Annotated in this window: 16 protein-coding genes and 1 pseudogene; 9 read left to right on the top strand and 8 right to left on the bottom strand. The window is 66.6% G+C overall.

The window, feature by feature from the left end; genetic code table 11:
• Window positions 1-14: 14 nt before the first annotated feature.
• Window positions 15-1,181, bottom strand: a complete 1,167-nt coding sequence (locus NA10_RS20380) for an LLM class flavin-dependent oxidoreductase (protein WP_084515035.1) — start codon at window positions 1,179-1,181, stop codon at window positions 15-17.
• A 213-nt stretch (window positions 1,182-1,394) separates the two neighbouring features.
• Between NA10_RS20380 and NA10_RS20375 the strand changes: the two genes are divergently transcribed.
• From NA10_RS20375 to NA10_RS20365, 3 genes are all read left to right on the top strand, one after another.
• Window positions 1,395-2,126, top strand: a complete 732-nt coding sequence (locus tag NA10_RS20375) for a M50 family metallopeptidase (RefSeq protein WP_067570342.1) — start codon at window positions 1,395-1,397, stop codon at window positions 2,124-2,126.
• Between the two features lie 115 nt (window positions 2,127-2,241).
• Window positions 2,242-3,051 carry an SAM-dependent methyltransferase gene (locus NA10_RS20370; RefSeq protein WP_067570340.1) on the top strand — a complete coding sequence of 270 codons (810 nt, stop codon included), beginning with the start codon at window positions 2,242-2,244 and terminating at the stop codon, window positions 3,049-3,051.
• A 34-nt stretch (window positions 3,052-3,085) separates the two neighbouring features.
• Window positions 3,086-4,360 carry a sensor domain-containing diguanylate cyclase gene (locus tag NA10_RS20365; protein ID WP_245677617.1) on the top strand — a complete coding sequence of 425 codons (1,275 nt, stop codon included), beginning with the start codon at window positions 3,086-3,088 and terminating at the stop codon, window positions 4,358-4,360.
• A 10-nt stretch (window positions 4,361-4,370) separates the two neighbouring features.
• Here NA10_RS20365 and NA10_RS20360 read toward each other — a convergent pair whose 3' ends face one another.
• Window positions 4,371-5,162, bottom strand: coding sequence for a phosphatidylethanolamine N-methyltransferase family domain-containing protein (locus tag NA10_RS20360; protein ID WP_067570338.1), 792 nt, complete (start codon window positions 5,160-5,162; stop codon window positions 4,371-4,373).
• A gap of 124 nt (window positions 5,163-5,286) precedes the next feature.
• On the opposite strand from NA10_RS20360, the gene NA10_RS20355 reads away from it, so the two are divergent.
• Window positions 5,287-6,297: a TY-Chap domain-containing protein gene (locus NA10_RS20355; RefSeq protein WP_067570336.1), complete on the top strand. Its 1,011-nt coding sequence runs from the start codon at window positions 5,287-5,289 to the stop codon at window positions 6,295-6,297.
• Here NA10_RS20355 and NA10_RS20350 read toward each other — a convergent pair.
• Complete coding sequence (locus tag NA10_RS20350) at window positions 6,294-7,712, bottom strand: cytochrome P450 (protein ID WP_067570334.1); 1,419 nt, start codon at window positions 7,710-7,712, stop codon at window positions 6,294-6,296. The genes NA10_RS20355 and NA10_RS20350 overlap by 4 nt on opposite strands.
• Before the next feature lie 70 nt (window positions 7,713-7,782).
• Between NA10_RS20350 and NA10_RS20345 the strand changes: the two genes are divergently transcribed.
• Entirely contained in the window at window positions 7,783-8,430 is a 648-nt protein-coding gene (locus tag NA10_RS20345) for a TetR family transcriptional regulator (protein ID WP_067570465.1), read from the top strand.
• On the opposite strand, the gene NA10_RS20340 is transcribed toward NA10_RS20345, so the two are convergent.
• The 3 genes from NA10_RS20340 to NA10_RS20330 form a co-directional block, all read right to left on the bottom strand.
• Window positions 8,387-9,709, bottom strand: a complete 1,323-nt coding sequence (locus tag NA10_RS20340; RefSeq protein ID WP_067570332.1) for a phytoene desaturase family protein — start codon at window positions 9,707-9,709, stop codon at window positions 8,387-8,389. The genes NA10_RS20345 and NA10_RS20340 overlap by 44 nt on opposite strands.
• 23 nt (window positions 9,710-9,732) lie before the next feature.
• Entirely contained in the window at window positions 9,733-10,596 is an 864-nt protein-coding gene (locus tag NA10_RS20335) for an SDR family oxidoreductase (RefSeq protein WP_067570330.1), read from the bottom strand.
• Between the two features lie 91 nt (window positions 10,597-10,687).
• Window positions 10,688-11,530 carry a hypothetical protein gene (locus NA10_RS20330; RefSeq protein WP_245677616.1) on the bottom strand — a complete coding sequence of 281 codons (843 nt, stop codon included), beginning with the start codon at window positions 11,528-11,530 and terminating at the stop codon, window positions 10,688-10,690.
• 68 nt (window positions 11,531-11,598) lie between these two features.
• Between NA10_RS20330 and NA10_RS20325 the strand changes: the two genes are divergently transcribed.
• Window positions 11,599-12,597 carry a 1-aminocyclopropane-1-carboxylate deaminase/D-cysteine desulfhydrase gene (locus tag NA10_RS20325; RefSeq protein WP_067570328.1) on the top strand — a complete coding sequence of 333 codons (999 nt, stop codon included), beginning with the start codon at window positions 11,599-11,601 and terminating at the stop codon, window positions 12,595-12,597.
• A 16-nt stretch (window positions 12,598-12,613) separates the two neighbouring features.
• On the opposite strand, the gene NA10_RS20320 is transcribed toward NA10_RS20325, so the two are convergent.
• On the bottom strand, window positions 12,614-13,414 hold the full coding sequence (locus tag NA10_RS20320; RefSeq protein WP_067570326.1) for an SDR family oxidoreductase: 801 nt from the start codon (window positions 13,412-13,414) through the stop codon (window positions 12,614-12,616).
• A gap of 129 nt (window positions 13,415-13,543) precedes the next feature.
• On the opposite strand from NA10_RS20320, the gene NA10_RS20315 reads away from it, so the two are divergent.
• On the top strand, window positions 13,544-14,380 hold the full coding sequence (locus tag NA10_RS20315) for a Sir2 family NAD-dependent protein deacetylase (protein ID WP_067570324.1): 837 nt from the start codon (window positions 13,544-13,546) through the stop codon (window positions 14,378-14,380).
• Window positions 14,381-14,514: 134 nt separating this feature from the next.
• Here the strand turns inward: NA10_RS20315 and NA10_RS20310 are convergent, their stop codons facing one another.
• Window positions 14,515-15,102, bottom strand: coding sequence for a TetR family transcriptional regulator (locus NA10_RS20310; protein ID WP_067570461.1), 588 nt, complete (start codon window positions 15,100-15,102; stop codon window positions 14,515-14,517).
• A 99-nt stretch (window positions 15,103-15,201) separates the two neighbouring features.
• On the opposite strand from NA10_RS20310, the gene ilvD reads away from it, so the two are divergent.
• Both ilvD and NA10_RS20300 read left to right on the top strand, forming a co-directional pair.
• Window positions 15,202-17,067, top strand: a complete 1,866-nt coding sequence (gene ilvD, locus NA10_RS20305) for a dihydroxy-acid dehydratase (protein WP_084515034.1) — start codon at window positions 15,202-15,204, stop codon at window positions 17,065-17,067.
• Between the two features lie 83 nt (window positions 17,068-17,150).
• Window positions 17,151-17,385, top strand: a pseudogene (locus NA10_RS20300) (hypothetical protein); the annotation flags it as partial.

Below are 17,385 nucleotides of genomic sequence, written 5' to 3'. Positions count from 1 at the left end.
AATTCAAAAGGTCTTTACTTCGGATCGGATTCCGGCTGAGGTGCGGGGCGGCGGAGTTTGGCTGCCAGCCAGAGCAGGACGGCGTAGCCGAAGGCCGCGTCGGCGTGGGAGACCAGGGCCGCGGAGGGCAGGATTACGGCGTGGCGCAGGCCCGCGTCGGCGAGGGCGCGGATGCGGGACAGGACCTGGTTCGGGGTGCCGACGATGAGCCAGTTGCGCAGGACCTCTTCGGGGACTTCGGCAATGGCTTCGCGGACCTCGGTTTTGCTCAGGCGGTGCGGCATCAGGTCGATGAGGCCGCGGAAGTCTTCGCCCAGAGGATGTTTCGCGCCCGAGCGCGCCCACACCTCAGCCGAGGCGAACAGGCCCACGTAGCGCATCGACGGGGTGCGCAGCAGTCGGCTGATGCCGGATTCGGTGCGCGCGGTGAGGAACTGGAGCATGGCGGCGGGCACGATGGCGTCCGGATCGCGGCCCGCGGTGACCGCGGATTTGCGAACCACTCTCAGCCGCCGCTCGTATTCGTCCGGCGACAGCGATTCCCAGGGATACCAGCCGTCGGCGTACCGCCCGGTGAGTTCGAGCATGCGCGGGCCGTGCGCGCCGATCCACACCTGCGGCATGCGATGCGGCGGACAGGTCAAATCCATTGGCGCTTTGTCGATTTGATAGTAACGCCCGGAGAATTCGATCGGCTCGGTCGAGGACAGCGCGGCGCGCAGCACCTGTAGCGCCTCCTCCAACCGATCGACCGGACGATTCCAGGTGAATCCGTACGGATCGAGATTCTCCCGCTCCCCCGAACCGATCCCCAGAATGGGCGGCACCTTGGTCATATGCGCGAGCGTGAGGAAGGTCTGCGCCAACAGCACCGGATGCCGCCGATGCGGATCGGTGACCCCGACCCCCAATTGCACCCGCCCGGCCCCCGCCGCCAGGTGCGCGAGCAGCGGCGCGAAGTCGACCTGCGCGTCCGGACTCTCGACCGTCTTGGCCTGCACCGTGAAATCAGGATCCCAGATCGACCGGGGGAACACGCTGATCAGATGATCCGGCGCGAGGATCGAATCCAATCGCCCGAGCCGCGCCATCCGCACCACCGACCGCGCCGCGGCCAGGAGCGGATTGACCCCGGTGAGCGTGCCCACCGCGAATGTCTTGCGATGCTGCGAGTCCGACACGTTGGTCTCCTCTCGGCGGCCGAACCCGGCACCGGGCCCGCACCGATTATCGCGTCGACGCCCGCCCGCGTCCGGCGAATACCGCCATCGGCCCCGGCAACATGCCGAATACCGTTGCCGCGCTCGCGCATTCGCAGCGGCTCGTAAACCCCCGCGAATGACCGCCTGTCCGGCTCTGTGGCCCCGATCAGCCGCACTCGCTATGGTTCGGCGATGCACAGCGCAGAGTTCGTCGAACACGGCAGCTCGATCGTGGATCGACTGACCACCACCCAGTCCGCACCGCCGTGGCAATTGGTGATCGTGACCGGAGTGATCGCCCTGCTACTGGTGGCGTTCCGGCCGACCTGGCGGCTGGTGCGCAATGTGGTGACCATCGCGCACGAGGGCGGGCACGCCTTCACCGCGCTGCTGACCGGCCGGCGACTCAACAGCATCCGTTTGCACTCGGACACTTCCGGACTCACCGTCTCCAGCGGAAAACCGTACGGCCTGGGCATGATCCTGACCAGCGCCGCCGGATATCCCGCCCCCGCCCTGCTGGGCCTGGCCTATGCCGGACTCCTGGGCGCGCACCGCATCACGCTGATGCTCTGGCTGACCATCGCATTACTGCTGGTCCTGCTGGTGAAGGTGCGCAATTGGTATGGTCTGCTCTCCATCTTCGTGGTCGGCGGCATCCTCTTCGCGGTGTCCTGGTTCGGCACCGATCAGACCCAGGCCGGACTCGCCTACTTCGCCGCCTGGTTCCTGCTGCTGGCCGCGGTGCGCCCGGTGATCGAGTTGCAGCGCAATCGCCGCCATGAGCCGAACTCCGACGCCGATCAGCTGGCACACCTCACGCACATCCCCGGACTAGTGTGGGTGGTGGTGTTCGCATTGGTGGCATTGGGCTCGCTGGTGCTGGGCGCGCGGTTGCTGTTGGCCGGAGTGCCCCTGCCCTGAGATCGATGCCGCTACAGGATTTCTGGAGAACCCGGGCTAACATCGCGGTGACTGTCCGGGTGATCCGAAAACGGGTTCTTCCGGCCGGGTTCGATCGATTGCGGGAGGGTGCAGGATGGAAAGACCGGCATGGGCCCCGGAGGGTGTGGACATGGCGCAGGCGAGCCCTGCTCGCATGTATGACGCACTGCTGGGTGGCTCGCACAACTTCGAGATCGACCGGCGCGCCGCGGAAATGGGCAAAGCTCTCGTTCCGGACCTGCCTCGGGTGGCACTGAGCAATCGCGCGTTCCTGCGCCGCGCGGTCCGCTTCCTGATGGATCAGGGCGTGACCCAATTCTTCGATATCGGCTCCGGCATTCCGACCGCGGGCAATGTGCACGAGGTGGCGCAGGAGATCGATCCGAACTCCCGCGTGTTGTACGTCGACATCGATCCGGTGGCCGTCGCGCACGCGCGCGCGATCCTGCGGGGAAATCCGGGTGCCACCGCCATCGAGGCGGACCTGCGTAAACCGGCCGAACTGCTGGCCGCCGCCCAGGAGACCGGCATTATCGATTTCGAGCGTCCGGTCGGCGTCCTGCTCTTCGCGGTCCTGCACCTGCTCGGCGCCGACGATCGTCCGGGTGAAACGGTCGCCGCTCTGCATGCCGCGGTGCCCGCGGGCAGCTATGTGGCCATCTCGCACCTCACCACCGCGACCCGCCCCGAGGACGCGGCCAAGCTGGGTGCGAACGCCGCCGACCAGAGCAAGGTCGGTATCCACTTCCGGTCCCGCGAGGAGATCACCGCCTTCTTCGAGGGCTGGGAACTGGTGGAGCCCGGCGTGGTCGAATTACCGCTGTGGCGACCGGAGTCCGATCTCGATCAACACGAAACACCCGGGCGCTCTCTGGGTTTGGCTGGTGTCGGCCGCAAATCCTGAGCGGGAGTAGGGGTTTCGAGGCAGGGGGTCTCAGGTGGGAGCAGCACACGATCTGGCGGTACGGTGGGCGGCCATGCTCGACGGCGCGGTCGCGCCGACGCTCACCCGCGCCCAGGTCGAGCGGCTCCTGGACCCCTATGCCGCCGGTCTGATCGACGCGGTGCGCGGTACGGTCGATACCAAGGTGGCCCGCGAGGCCGCCGAGGCGCTGGTCGCGGCGAATTACCGGGACCCGCTCGCCGTGCACCGTTCGGTGCTGGTGCTCTGCAAGGATCTGGTGCGGGCGGTCTGCGCCGGTCCGGACGCGCCCGACGGTGATGTGGTGCGCGATCGCGCCGTCGATGTGGCCGCCGAATTCGCCGCCGCGTTCACGGCCGGATTGCGCAATGCCGCACTGACCGAACAGGAAAGCACCATGGCGGCGGTCCTGGACGCGGCCCGCGAGGCCGAGGCCAAACGGCAGTTGTCCGAGGCCCGCTTCCAGGCCATCTTCGACGGCGCGTCCGTCGGTATCGGCACCATCGACATCACTACCGGCCTGGTGGTGGACGTGAACAGCGCCATGGCCGAAACCCTGGGCGTCCCAGCACATTTGATGCCGGGCCGGTCGGTCGCCGATATCCTCGGCCCGATCAATATCGGCAGCGCCTTCGAGCGTTTCCAGCAGTTGCTCACCGGGCAGGTGGAGAGTTTCCGCACCGAGACCGTGCACACCCGGCCCGATGGTTCGGTGACCATTGTCGACCTGTCCATGTCGGTGATCCGCGACAGTGCGGGCAAGCCGCGCTTCCTGATCGGCGTGACCGTCGATGTCACCGAGCGCAAACAGCTCGCCGATCAACTCTGGTACGACGCGCACCACGATTCGCTGACCGGTCTGCCGAATCGACTGCTCTTCTTCGATCGGCTCGCCGCGGCCGACGGCCAGGTGGGCGTGATCTATCTGGATCTGGACGGGTTCAAGGAGATCAACGACCGGCGCGGCCACACCGCCGGTGACCGGGTGCTCTGCGATGTGGCGCAGCGCCTGCGCGCGGCCCTGCCGGAGAACGCGGTGGCGGCCCGCCTGGGCGGGGACGAGTTCATCGTGCTGGTCGAGGAGTGCACGGGCAGAGCGGAATTGACCGCGGTATCGAACAAGATCCTGGCGGCGCTGCGCGAACCCTTCGACGTGGCAGGGCTTTCGGTGACGGTGGGCGCGAGTATCGGTACCGCACTGGTGGATACGCATTCCACCGCCATCGATGAGCTCATGCACGCCGTGGACTCCGCCATGTATCGCGATAAGGCGGCGCGCCAGGGGCGCTAGCGTGTCGCGCTCAGATCACGAAGGGCACCAGCGCTTTTCGCTCCGCCGGATAGTCGGCGAACTTCTCCCGGTACCAGGTATGCGTGGCGAAGGCGCGCGGCACCAGATTGCCGAAGGTGATCAGGAAGATGACCACGCCGGGCAGCGCCCACGTCAGGATCGCGAAGCCCGCCCAGGCCAGCAGCTCGCCCAGATAGGTCGGGCTGGTGACGAATCGGAAGCCCAGGCCGAATGGGATCTTGTACTCCGTCGCGCCCGGATCATTTTTGTCGCGAAGATTGCGAACGATCCACTCCGAGCTGGTCAGCAGCGCGAATCCGCTCAGATAGATGACGAGCCCGATCAGGAAACGCGGATCGGTCAGCCAGTCGGTGCCGTACCGCCCCAGATAGTCGTGGCTGAAAAGCGCACCATTGAGGTAGCCGTGCAGGGCGGTGACGAACATGCCCATACCGAGCACCGAGACATTGAAACTGCTCGTCTTACCGGGCACCTGGCGAATCGAGAGGGGGAAGAACCAGCCGCGATTGGCGTAGTGCAGAATCCAGATGGCCGCCAGCACCAGGGAAGTCGGCTCGAATCGGTTCGGACCGCTGAGGTAGGCGACCGCGAAGACCACGGTGGCCGGAATCTCCATCAGCCACCAGCCCAGCTTCGGATTGAGGTTGAGCCCGAGTTTGGCGGTGGCGAAGCGGCCGTACGGGCTCTGCCCGAACAAACCTCCCACCAGCACGAACGCGGAGAATCCGAACGCAATCGTCAAGACGGTGTCATAAACGGTGTTACCGGTGTACCAGTTCATTCAGGGTCCTTCGTCGAAAAACTAGAACAGGTTCTACCACGCCGGGCATACTGTCCGGTACCCATGGCCGGGCGTCGCGCTGTACCGCCCGGTAGGTTGGCGGACGGCCTGGAGGGAGGCGAATATGGGTACAGAGGGTTGGGATGTACTACTGAAGTGGCTGCCGTTCTTCCTGGAGGAGGAGGACGAGGAGGCCGATCAGTTCGGACTGGAGTGGAATCCGCGATTCATCCAAGTACGCGATGAAAGCACCGGGCGGCACATACATTTCGCCAAACAGGGCAGCGATATCGAGGCCGTCGTCGCGGTGCCGCCCGAGCCCGCAGACGCCGACCGGCTCGTCTCGGTGCTGCGCATCCAGCCCGAGGGCATCTGGGATCCGTGCCCGCTGCCGCTCGAAACCGACTCCGCCACACCGGATGCGCAGTGGCGCGCGGTACAGCGGGTCCGTGAACAACCGCGCACCGCCCGCGAGTGGAGCACCGGCTGGCGACACGGGGCGAGTATCGAACAGCGCAAGCGCATCGCGGAATCGATTGTGACGGTATTGCGCCGCGGCCTGGGCATGCGCCCGGAAAGGCTGCGCTTCACCGCCTGGAGCCTGGACGCGCCCGATACCGTCGGCGACTACGGCCTGGCCCCCGAGCGACCCAGTGAGCGTGACGCGCCCGTCCTGTGCGCCGACTGGGAGGATTTCGAGACCCGGCTGGCCTGGGCGCTCACCACACTGCCCTGGGACGGCGTGATCAATCTCAGCACCCCGCATCCCGGCCCGGATCCCTGCTTCGTGCAATTCCTGCACGGGCGGCAACTGTTCAACGAGGCCAGCGGCTGGGATGTGGCCGGGCTCGGCGCGAGCGAATTCGACCGGCGCATGCGGGAATTGGGCTGGAGCTTCGCCCCGCACAGCGTGCCCGGCGGGGCGGCGCTCATCTGGGAGGGGCCGGTCGCCCAGACCGGATACAACCCGCGACTGTTCGATACGCCCCGGCGCACGGTGACCACCTTCCGCGAGGTGTTCGCGGTGCGGCATCCGCAGGATCTGGTGTTCCGGGCGTTCCGCAACGGAAAGCGCCGCGATCCCGAATTGCGTTATCTCGATATGGAACTCGGCGTGCCGCGGGATGTGCGCTAGAGCTTCTCGAGGGTGATGGGCAGCCCGTCCGCCGGTTGCGGGCCGGTGCCCGCCACCAGCGGCACCCGATAGTCCCGCGGCACACTCCAGCGGTAGTTCAACAGCATGCGATGCATGGTCGCCTTGACCGTCATTCCGCCGAAGTACCGGCCGATGCATTTGTGCGCGCCGCCGCCGAACGGCGGCCAGGCGAAGCGATGGGATTTGTCTTCCGCGCGTTCGGGTCCGAAGCGTTCGGGATCGAAGACGTCCGGATTCTTCCAGTACTCCGCTGCGCGCATCATGGCGTACGGACCGCTGATGGTCAGCGTGCCCTTGGGGATGTAGTAGCCCGAGATCTCGGTATCGGCAATGGATTCGCGCACCAGCTGCCCGACCGGCGCGTACATGCGCAGCGTCTCCTTGAACGCCAGCTCCAGCCCGGTGAGCCGGTCGAGATCGGCGTAGTCCAGGGTCGGCTTGCCCAGCGCCTGCGACTCGGCGCGTAATCGCTCCTGCCACCACGGATTCCGGGCCAGCTCATAGCTCATCATGGAGATGGCGTTGGTGCTGGTGTCGTGCGCGGCCATCATCACGAAGATCATATGATCGACGATGTCGGTATCGGAGAAGGATTCCCCGTCCTCGGTCTCGGCATGGCAGAGCACGCTGAACAGATCGTCACCGTCGCCCGTGCGCCTGGCGGGCAGTTCCCGGCGGAAGTACTCCAGCAGCAGTTGCCGCCCGCGCAGCCCCCGGCTCCAGGTCCCGCCGGGCACATTGAAGCGCATCATGGCCTGTCCGCCGCGCACCGCGTCTTCGAAGGCGTGCCCCAAACGCGTTGCCTCCGGCCCGAGTTCAGCCCCGGCGAAGACCACGGTGGCCTGCTCGAGCAGCATGGCCTTGACGTGATCATAGAGCGGGAAGCGCGGGCCGGGCCGCCAGCCGTCAACGCCCCGGGCAATGCGCGGGGTGGTCAGATCGAGATATCCGATCAGCCGCGAGCGCGTGAACGCCTGCTGCAGAATACGGCGATGGAAGGCGTGTTCGTCGAAGTCCCGCAACAGGATTCCGCCCCGGAAGAACGGTCCGATGAGGAAGTCGTAGCCCTGTTCGGCCGACCACACGTGCTGCCGATCCAGCACCAGTTCCTCGACCGCCTCCGGACTCAGCAGCCCCACGATCCGCCGGCCGAAACCGCCGCTCCACTGCACCGGGCCGAACTGTCGCATGCGCTTGCGCGAGAACCCGATCGGATCGGCGAGCTGACCCACGATATGGCCGATGCCGGGCGGGCCGAAATCACCCATCACCGGTTTGAGCCCGCTGCCCGGCGGCGGGGTGGCCAGGGCGCGCGGCGCGGAGGGGTAGCGCTCCAGCACCCCGGCCGCCCGGCACTGAATTCGATGGTTCAGAACGGCTCTACGAGGCACCATGTATCCACGGTAGCGGAAACGCCTGTTTCCGTAAACGGTCGTTTCCCGATATCTGTGCCAAGCTGTGAAGGTGACGCGAACTTTCAGCGGGACCTATCGCGGAACCTCCACCGATGAGCGCAGGGATCAGCGGCGGCGGCGCCTGCTGGACGCCGCGCTGGATATCGTCGGCACCCAGGGCCTGGCCGCGCTGACCGTGCGCGGGGTCTGCGAACAGGCGCGGGTGGGGCCGCGCTTCTTCTACGAATCCTTCAGTGATCTGGACGCTTTGGCAGCGGCGCTGCTGGACGAGGTGCAGACCGCGGCACTGGACACGGCCCGTGCCACCATGATCGAGACGCCGGGCGCACCCGAGGTCAAGATTCGCGCCGGTGTCGCGGCACTCATCATCGCCGTCACCGATGATCCGCGGCGCGCGCAGATCGCCTTCGCGCAGGCGTACGGCAGCGAGGCGCTCATGCGCATGCGCTTCGAGGGCATGCGCCGGGTCGCCGAGACGATCATCGAGCAGGCCCGCATACTGCTCGACATTCCGGAGGGCGACGACACCGCGCTGACCGCGCTGGCGCAATTCATCACCGGCGGGGCCGCCGAACTCATTCTGGTCTGGCTGAACGGCGGCCTGCGGGTGGAGCGGCCCATGCTGATCGAGATCGTGGCCGACTATGTGGTGGCTATGGTGGATCGACTACCGGGGACCGCCGAGAAACTCCGCTGAGCACGATCTTGTCCACCACGATCTTGGCGGTCTCGGCGCAGGCGGTGGTGCCGCCGTGCGCGTACTCCTTCACCGCGTCACCGACATTCCAGAGATTGGGGATCGGCGTATCGTGCGGCAGATCGTAGCCCGCGACGGTGCGCTGCGGCGGCCAGTCGTCACGGGTGACATCGATCGACAGCAACCGGGCATGCTCGAAACCGGCTATCTCACAGCGCAGATCGTGCAGGACCAGCGCGACCTCGGCATCGGCGTCGAAGTCCCCCACGGACGGTTTCGGCACGCCGATGCCGACGTACAGATGCCAGCCCTCGGGCGCGACCTCCGGGCACGTGGCGGTGAATTCCGCTGCGTAGCAGAGCCTTCGGGTATTGACGAAGCTGAGCAGTCCGGGTGCGTCCAGCAGGCGCTCGCGACTGGCGAAGTGCACAGAGATCATGCCGCTGGGCAGATCGCCCTGCAACACGGTGCCGATGTACTCCGCCGGAAAATGCTCGGGGCCCACCAGGTCCAGGGTCGCCGAAGGTCCGATATCACTGACCGCGAAATCACAAGTGATGTCCAGGATTTCGCCGTCCTGTCGCAACCGTGCGCCGGTGATGCGGCCGTCCTGGACGTGCAGCCGCTGCGCCTCGGTATTGAGCAGCACCTGTCCCCCATTGCGCTCGACCACTTCCGCGAGCGCCTTCCACAGCCCGATGGTGCCCTCCGGGCAGAAGCCGAAATTCTCGAAGGCCGCGGCATTGGAGAAGTGCGTCAGGAAGACGCGCGCGGGCAGCTCCTCCGGGCCGACCTCGAAGGCGGTGCCGCACATGGCGCGGAAGATGCCGTGCACCGCCGCGTTCGAGGTGTGCTGCCGCACCCAATCCGCGGTGCAGAGCTCACGTTCGGGCATGGCCCCGTTGACCCGCACGGCGGCATCCTTCAGCAGCGGCGCGCCCTGCCGGATCAGCTGGGAGATCAACAGTTCCCAGCCGCCGACGGTGATATCCACCGTGCGCCCGCCGATTCGGTACAGGATCGGCGGATTGGCCGGGCGCACTTCGAATTTCGCGCCCACCTCGGTGAAGGTCTGTTCGGTGATACCGCCCAGTTCGACGCCGATGGCCCCGGTATTCACCTTGAAGCCATCGATATCGGTGGTCGAGGCACGCCCGCCGACCCGGTCCAGACACTCCACCACCAGCGTTCGGTAGCCTCGGTGCGACAGCCGGGCGGCGGCACAGAGCCCACCCGCCCCGGCTCCGACAACCAATGCGTCCCAATGGTTCCCGCTCATGGCGAGGCTCCTTCTGGGAGGGCTCAGCCCACGGGATTGGTCCCGGGTTGAGCGTCGGCCATATCGGTGATACGACCCCAATTGTCGCGCACCTCGTCAATGCTCGGGACGTCCGGGAACAACACGGGCTTATTGCTGAAAAGCTGTACGCGCTGCACCGAACCGCCGCCGACGATGAGCACCATGCCGGTGTCCTCGCACTCGTCACTGAGCAGATGGCCGACCACCGGGGCGACGTGCGCGGGCGGAAGTCGTTGCAGCAGATCGGCGGGAGCGATATCGGTGGTCATGCGGGTGGCGGCCATGGGTGCGACCGCGTTCACGGTGATGTCGTACTTGCTGCCCTCGATGGCCAGGGTATTGAGCAGACCGACGATTCCGAGTTTGGCTGCGCCGTAATTGGCTTGGCCGAAATTGCCGAAGAGCCCGGAGGTGGAGGTGGCCATGACGACGCGCCCGAAACCCTGCTCGCGGAAGTGCCCCCAGGCGGCATGGGTGACGTGGTAAGCGCCGAACAGGTGTACGCGCAGTACCGCTTCCCAGTCGTCCGGGCCCATATTCGCGAAGCTGGTATCGCGCAGGATGCCCGCGTTGTTGACGATGCCGTGCACCGCGCCGAACTCGCGCACAGCGGTGTCGATCAGCGAGCGCGCGCCGTCCTGGGTGCTCACGCTGTCGTAATTGGCAACGGCCGTACCGCCATTCGCGCGAATCTCGGCGACCACGGCATCGGCCATCTCGGTACCCGAGCCTGTGCCGTCGCGGCTGGCGCCCAGATCGTTGACCACCACCAGTGCGCCCTCGCGCGCGAGCAATCGCGCGTATTCACGCCCCAGACCACCGCCCGCGCCGGTGACAATGAGAACTCGGTCGATGACACCAGGCATGATGCTCCCTAGGTGAGCGATAGGCGACCCACCCGAATCGTGTTCGCCCCCTTCGCGGTCCCCGCTGCCCGCCGTTATCAGTCTACCCGGATCAGCAGTGCACTCCGGTAATTGCGAAACGCTCCACCGCCTCGGTGTGTCCGCCGGTGGCGACCGCGATGGTGAGGGTGCCCGGGCAGGTGGCCGTGAACGGGACGCTGCCGGACCACGGCGCGTTCTGCCCGCCCGCGGGAATCCCGGGAATCTGACCGACCGGTTGCTCTTTATCCAATTGCCGGATCTGGACCTGGAGGCTCTCGTCGACACCGGTGACGTGACCACCCACCGGCACCGGCGAATTCACCTTCGCACCGTACTCCGGCGCGCTGAGGGTGAGGGTGCGATCATCGGTGCCCGCCACCTCCCAGGGCGCATCGGTACCCGTGCCCAACCGCACCAGGTGCAACACCGCGGCGGGCACCGCGACACCGTTCGGATTGTCGTAACGTACTGTCACCCAGGACTCTTCACCGACGGTGGTGGTCAGCACGACCTTGTCGAGATCGGTGTAGCCCAGATACCCGCGGGTGAAATTCATCGCGACCATGCCGGGATCGAGGTGCCAGGGCTGATGACCGCCGTCCCGATAGGACTGCTGCCAGGTCGCCGCGGCCGCCTCATCGGCGAACGGCCACAGCGCCATCCGCGTGGCCGCGGTCGGACCGGTGACCGGCGGCGCGGTGGCCGAGGTCGAGGTCGTGTTCGCGACCGTGGTCATACCGGTGCTGGGTAGCAGTGTCGCGGATTTGTGGGTCGGCGAACCTCCGCCGTCGTCGCTGCTATTCATGGCGAAATACACGGTGGCGGCAATGGCGAGCACGAGGGCCAACCCGACCACCACCAGCGCGAGCGGCAAGCGGGAGCGGCCCCGGGGCGGCTCTGAATTGGTGGTCATGCTCCAGCATGCCTCATGTGCGCCTCGCCACGCTCGTATAAGGATTAGGCAGTCGATACGTTGGTCAGGTGACGCCGCATCTGCATCAGCTGTACCCCGAGCTCGAGCACACCCTGCCGCACCTGTCACTGGGCAAAAGTCCGACATCGGTGCGACGACTGACCTCCCTCGATTCGGTCGCGGCCGATCTGTGGGTCAAGGACGACAGCGAATTCGGCGACGGCGGCTGGGGCGGTAACAAGGTCCGCAAACTGGAGTGGCTACTGCCCGATGCGCTGCGGCAACGCAGGCACACCATCGTCACCGTGGGCGGGCTGGGCACCAATTGGGGGCTGGCGACCGCGTTGTACGGACGCGAGAACGGGTTGAAAACCGTTCTGGCGCTTATCGATCAGCCGGTCGACGACCATGTGCGCGCACAGCTGGAACGACTACGCGCCTCGGGTGCGAAGCTGTACTTCACCAAGACCAAGGGGCGGACGGTTCTCTCCGCCCCGTACATTCTGGCCCGGAGTTTCTCCGGTCGGCGGCCGCCGTACTTCCTGCCCGCGGGCGGTTCCTCGGCGGTGGGCGCACTGGGTTATGTGGAAGCCGCGCTGGAGATCGCGGCCCAGGTCCGAGCGGGTGAGCTGCCCGAGCCGACGCATATCGTCACCCCGGTCGGCTCCGGTGGCACGGTGGCCGGACTGTCGCTCGGCATGCGGCTGGCCGGACTGTCCACCCGGGTGGTCGGCGTCGTGGTCAATGACACGCTGCGATTGGACGAACCCACCCTGGCCAAGTTGGCGGCGCGCTCGGCCCAGCTACTGCGGGATCGCGGGGCGCGGCTGCCGGAAAACATCACGCCCGCCGGCAATCTCGATATCGTCACCGATTATCTCGGCTCCGGCTACGGCTATCCCACCCCGGAAGCCGGCACCGCACAGACCCTTTCGGCGGCGCTGGAGCATTTGACCCTGGAGCCGGTCTACACCGCCAAGGCCATGGCCGCACTGCTGGATATGAATGGACAGGGCCGCTTCGGCCGCGGCCCCGTTATCTTCCTCAATACCAACGGTCCACGCTGACAAGCGCTTTGGCGGTTCAGGCCGAGACCGGCGCGGCGAGGTTGACGGCCAGGAACTCTTCCCAGGTCTGCTTGCCCACCGCGCGCTCCGGATTCAGATTGCCGCCCGCCTTGTAGATCTTGGCGGCCTTTCCCGGAGCCTTCAGGCTCAGGATGGGGCGGTGCTTGCCGATCGCGTCCTGGTAGGCGCGCACCACCTCCTTCATCGTGTGGATCTTGGGCCCGGCCAGCTCCGGCACCAGTCCGGCGGGCTCGCCCAGGGTCAGGCGCACCAGCTCCGCGGCCACCTCGGCGGCGGCGATGGGCTGGAACTTGAAGTCGAAGGCCGGCGCGATGGGCAGTTTGCCCAATGCCCGCACCATGGTGAACAGCAATTCGTGGAACTGGGTGGCGCGCAGGGTGGTCCACGGCAGACCCGACTCCTCCACCACGATCTCGGCCTCGCGCTTGGCGGCCATATAGCTGAACATGGCTTTGTCCAAACCACTTTCGACGACCACACGATCGGCTCCGACCACCGAGATGTACACCAGATGCGGAGTCACCGCCGCCGCCTGCGCGGCCGCGACCAAATTCCGGGCCTTGTCGCCGTCACCCTTCTGGGTGCCCGCCAGGTGCAGGATGGTGTCCACCCCGGCCACCGCCGCGTCGACCCCTTCCCCGGTCTGGAGATCCCCCGTCACGTACTCGAAACCGTCCGCGCCTTCGCGGGCCGTGCGGCTCAACACCCGCACCCGCACACCCGCCCGCACCAGCAGCGGCGTGACCAGCTTGCCCAGGGTGCCGGTGCCGCCGGTGACCAGAACCGTCTTCGCCATGACAACTCCTCCGTAGTGTGCTCGGCGTCCCCGTCGGTGACGCTCCTGCCAATACGACGGAGCCGCGAGCACAGGTGTGACAGCCTGTGACCGGGCACACAGCAGGACGCGGCTCGTAAGCTGTCGAGCATGTCCGATTCCTCGCTGGAGCAGCTGATCGACCTGCTCACCGGCCGCCGCGTTGCGGTGCTGACCGGCGCGGGCATCTCCACCGACAGCGGCATCCCCGATTACCGCGGCCCGGATTCACCCCCGCGCAATCCCATGACCTATCAGCAGTTCGTCGGCGATCCCGTTTTCCGGCAACGGTATTGGGCGCGCAACCACATCGGCTGGCGATACATGGACGCGGCGCGCCCCAATGCCGGCCATCGCGCGCTGGCTCGGCTGGAGCGGGCCGGGGTGGTGACCGGAGTGATCACCCAGAACGTGGACCTGCTGCACACCAAAGCCCGCCACCGCGCGGTCATCGACCTGCACGGGGTGTACGCCCGGGTGCGCTGCCTGGGCTGCCAGGCACTCCTGTCCCGCATGACGCTGGCCGAACAGCTCGAGGCCGCCAATCCCGGCTTCGCCGAGACCATGCGCATCACCGGCCTGGAGGTCGCCCCCGACGCGGACGCCGTCGTCGCCGACTCCAGCAGTTTTCACATGGTCGACTGTGCTCGATGCGGCGGCATGCTCAAACCCGATATCGTCTACTTCGGCGAGAGCGTTCCCGAACAGCGTGTGGCCGAAGCGTTTTCGATGGTCGAGGCCGCGGAAGTACTGCTGGTGGCCGGATCCTCACTGAGGGTCATGTCCGGCCTGCGCTTCGCGCGCCGAGCCGCCAAAACCGGCCGCGACGTGGTGATCGTGAACCGCGGCGAGACGCGCGGCGACGACCTGGCCACACTCACGATCAATGCGAGCTGTTCCACAGTGCTCACCGAATTGGCGAACCGGCTACCGAGCTCCGATCCGTGATGCCGCCCCCGTCCTCCCGGCGCGCATTCGGCCGGGATCCACACAGGTTACGGCTCAACGGGTTTCGATGAATGCCAGCCAGGGCGCGGATCCCCACGTGAGGTTGCGACGAAAGTTCCGCGCCGCACCGGGCCCTACTCGCGAATCTCCAGTCGGCGCACCAGGCCGATGAGCCCCGCCCGCATGGCTTCCGGGTTGTCGATGTCGTCGACCAGCAGCATGCGCACGACCTGGGGGACGGCGAACCACCAGGCGGCGAGGGAGGCCACGGCGTACATGAGGTATCCGGGGCCGACGTCATCGGTGAGTTTGCCCGCGCGCTGGGCCTCGGCGAGGGCCGCGACCTTGTCGGCGTAGTGCGACGCGCGGGCGGATTCGGCGGGTAGTTCACCGCCGCTGGTCTGCAAGCCCTCCCAGTGCAGCAGGCGCAGGAATTGCGGGTGGGTGCGGTGGTAGTCGAAGACGCGGCCCGCGTATTCGGCCAGGTCCCCCGCCTTGTCGGCATCGAGCGGGCTGGAGGCCGCGAGCTGGGCCAGCTGATCGGTGAGGACGGCTTCGAACAGGCCCTGCTTATCGCCGAAGTACTGGTAGATGCGTTCCTTGTTGACGCAGGCGCGGGCGGCGATGGCCGCGACGCGAGCGCCGTCCGGCCCGCGCTCGGCGAATTCGTGCACCGCGGCGTCGAGCAGCCGCTGCTTGGTTCCCTCGGTATCCCACGCCATGTGTTCCATCCAACCATTTCCAACCGCACGGTTGCAGTTGCCCCGCGTCGTGTGCCAGACTCCAACCACACGGTTGCAGTTTCTGAAGGAGGTGGCAACGTGCCGCACTTGCGTTCACGTACGGTCACGCACGGCCGGAATATGGCGGGAGCCCGCGCGCTCATGCGAGCCAGCGGCGTCCCGTCCGCGGATATCGGCCGCAAGCCGGTCATCGCGATCGCCAACAGCTTCACCGAGTTCGTGCCCGGGCACACCCACCTCCAGCCGGTAGGCCGCATCGTCTCCGAGGCGGTGCGGGCCGCCGGTGGCATCGCCCGCGAGTTCAACACCATCGCCGTCGACGACGGAATCGCCATGGGCCACGGCGGAATGCTCTATTCACTGCCCTCTCGTGACCTGATCGCGGACTCGATCGAATACATGGTGAACGCGCACTGCGCGGACGCGCTGGTGTGTATCTCGAACTGCGACAAGATAACTCCCGGCATGCTCATGGCGGCGATGCGGCTGAACATTCCGACGGTCTTCGTCTCCGGCGGACCGATGGAGAGCGGCAAGGCGGTGCTGGTCGACGGCACCGTGCGCTCACGACTGGACCTGATCGTCACCATGTCCGAGGCGGTGTCACCGCTGGTGTCCGATGAGGATATGGCACTCATCGAGGAAAACGCCTGCCCCACTTGCGGTTCGTGCGCGGGCATGTTCACCGCCAATTCGATGAACTGCCTCACCGAGGCGCTCGGGCTGGCATTGCCCGGCAATGGGACCGTGCTGGCGACGCATACCGCGCGGCGCGCACTGTACGAAGCCGCCGGACGCACGGTCATGGAGGTGACCCGGCGCTACTACGACCAGGACGACGACCGGGTGCTTCCGCGTAACCTGGCCTCGCACAAGGCATTCGACAATGCGGTGGCACTGGATCTGGCCATGGGCGGCTCCACCAACACCGTGCTGCACCTGCTGGCCGCCGCCCAGGAGGCCGGGCTGGACTACGGCCTCACCGATATCGAGAAGATGTCCCTGCAGGTGCCCTGTCTGTGCAAGGTCGCCCCGAACGGCGACTACCTCATGGAGGACGTGCATCGCGCGGGCGGCATCCCCGCCATCCTCGGCGAGCTCGACCGCGCCGGACTACTGCATCGCGATGTGCTTGCCGTGCATTCGGATTCGCTGGACGAGTGGCTGGGCGCATGGGATGTGCGCGGCGGTCGCGCCTCCGCCGAAGCGATGGAGATGTTCCACGCCGCCCCCGGCGGAAAGCGTTCCGCCACCGCATTCTCCCAATCCGAGCGCTGGAACTCCCTGGACGTTGATGCCGCCGAGGGCTGCATCCGCGACCGCGCCCACGCGTATTCGCGCGACGGCGGACTGGCGGTGCTGCGCGGAAACCTCACACCCGATGGCGCGGTGGTGAAGTCGGCCGGGGTTGCGGAGCACATGCACACCTTCACCGGCCCCGCCGTCGTGGCGGAGTCCCAGGAAGACGCGGTCGACGCCATCCTCTCCGGCCGCCTGCAACCCGGCGATGTGCTCGTCATCCGCTACGAAGGCCCGCGAGGCGGCCCGGGAATGCAGGAAATGCTCTACCCGACTTCATATCTCAAGGGCCGGGGCCTAGCCGGGAAATGCGCCGTGGTCACCGACGGCCGCTTCTCCGGCGGTTCATCCGGCCTCTCCATCGGCCACGTCTCCCCCGAGGCCGCAGCAGGCGGCGCAATCGCCCTCGTCCAGGACGGCGACCGGATCACGATCGACATCCCCTCCCGGACAATGACATTGCACGTTGAGGATGATGAATTGGCTGAACGCCGCCGTCAGCTGGAGGCCGCGGGCGGCTATCGACCGATCGCGCGGGAGCGGGCAGTCTCCGTAGCCCTGCGAAGCTACGCCCTGCTCGCCACTTCGGCAGACCGCGGAGCCGTTCGAGATTCGCAACGACTGGATAGACTTTCCGCGCTTTAATGAAAGGCTATTCCTTCTGAATAGCTTTATATCACAATAGAATTCGTCTTCCGTGGACTGTTCTATCACGGTAGAATAAAGCTATGAATTCAGGGGAAACCACCACGCTCGTGAGCAGCGCGACAGCGCTGCTCACGGCGGTGGATGGTCTCCTGGACGCATCCCTGATCTCGTACACCGATGAGGAATTCATCGAAGTGCTGCGCATGGTCGAAACGGCCGCCCGCACATTGGAAGCGGTCAAACATCGCTTCACCACCGAGTCCGGGACCCGTTGCCTGGCTGCCCGCGCGGGGGTGTCGACCCCGATCAAATTTC

The organism is Nocardia acidivorans NBRC 108247, assembly GCF_001625085.1.
GTDB classification, from domain to species: Bacteria; Actinomycetota; Actinomycetes; order Mycobacteriales; family Mycobacteriaceae; genus Nocardia; species Nocardia acidivorans.
Note: the sequence above shows the minus strand (reverse complement) of the source record. Positions and strands in the feature narration are given on the sequence as shown.

Coding starts and splice junctions, on each gene's coding strand:
- NA10_RS20370 (WP_067570340.1), top strand. CDS start 2,242: ATGGAAAGACCGGCATGGGCCCCGGAGGGTGTGGACATGGCGCAGGCG.
- NA10_RS20320 (WP_067570326.1), bottom strand. CDS start 13,414: ATGGCGAAGACGGTTCTGGTCACCGGCGGCACCGGCACCCTGGGCAAG.
- NA10_RS20340 (WP_067570332.1), bottom strand. CDS start 9,709: ATGAGCGGGAACCATTGGGACGCATTGGTTGTCGGAGCCGGGGCGGGT.
- NA10_RS20375 (WP_067570342.1), top strand. CDS start 1,395: ATGCACAGCGCAGAGTTCGTCGAACACGGCAGCTCGATCGTGGATCGA.
- NA10_RS20360 (WP_067570338.1), bottom strand. CDS start 5,162: ATGAACTGGTACACCGGTAACACCGTTTATGACACCGTCTTGACGATT.
- NA10_RS20330 (WP_245677616.1), bottom strand. CDS start 11,530: ATGACCACCAATTCAGAGCCGCCCCGGGGCCGCTCCCGCTTGCCGCTC.
- NA10_RS20315 (WP_067570324.1), top strand. CDS start 13,544: ATGTCCGATTCCTCGCTGGAGCAGCTGATCGACCTGCTCACCGGCCGC.
- NA10_RS20335 (WP_067570330.1), bottom strand. CDS start 10,596: ATGCCTGGTGTCATCGACCGAGTTCTCATTGTCACCGGCGCGGGCGGT.
- NA10_RS20350 (WP_067570334.1), bottom strand. CDS start 7,712: ATGGTGCCTCGTAGAGCCGTTCTGAACCATCGAATTCAGTGCCGGGCG.
- NA10_RS20355 (WP_067570336.1), top strand. CDS start 5,287: ATGGGTACAGAGGGTTGGGATGTACTACTGAAGTGGCTGCCGTTCTTC.
- NA10_RS20310 (WP_067570461.1), bottom strand. CDS start 15,102: ATGGCGTGGGATACCGAGGGAACCAAGCAGCGGCTGCTCGACGCCGCG.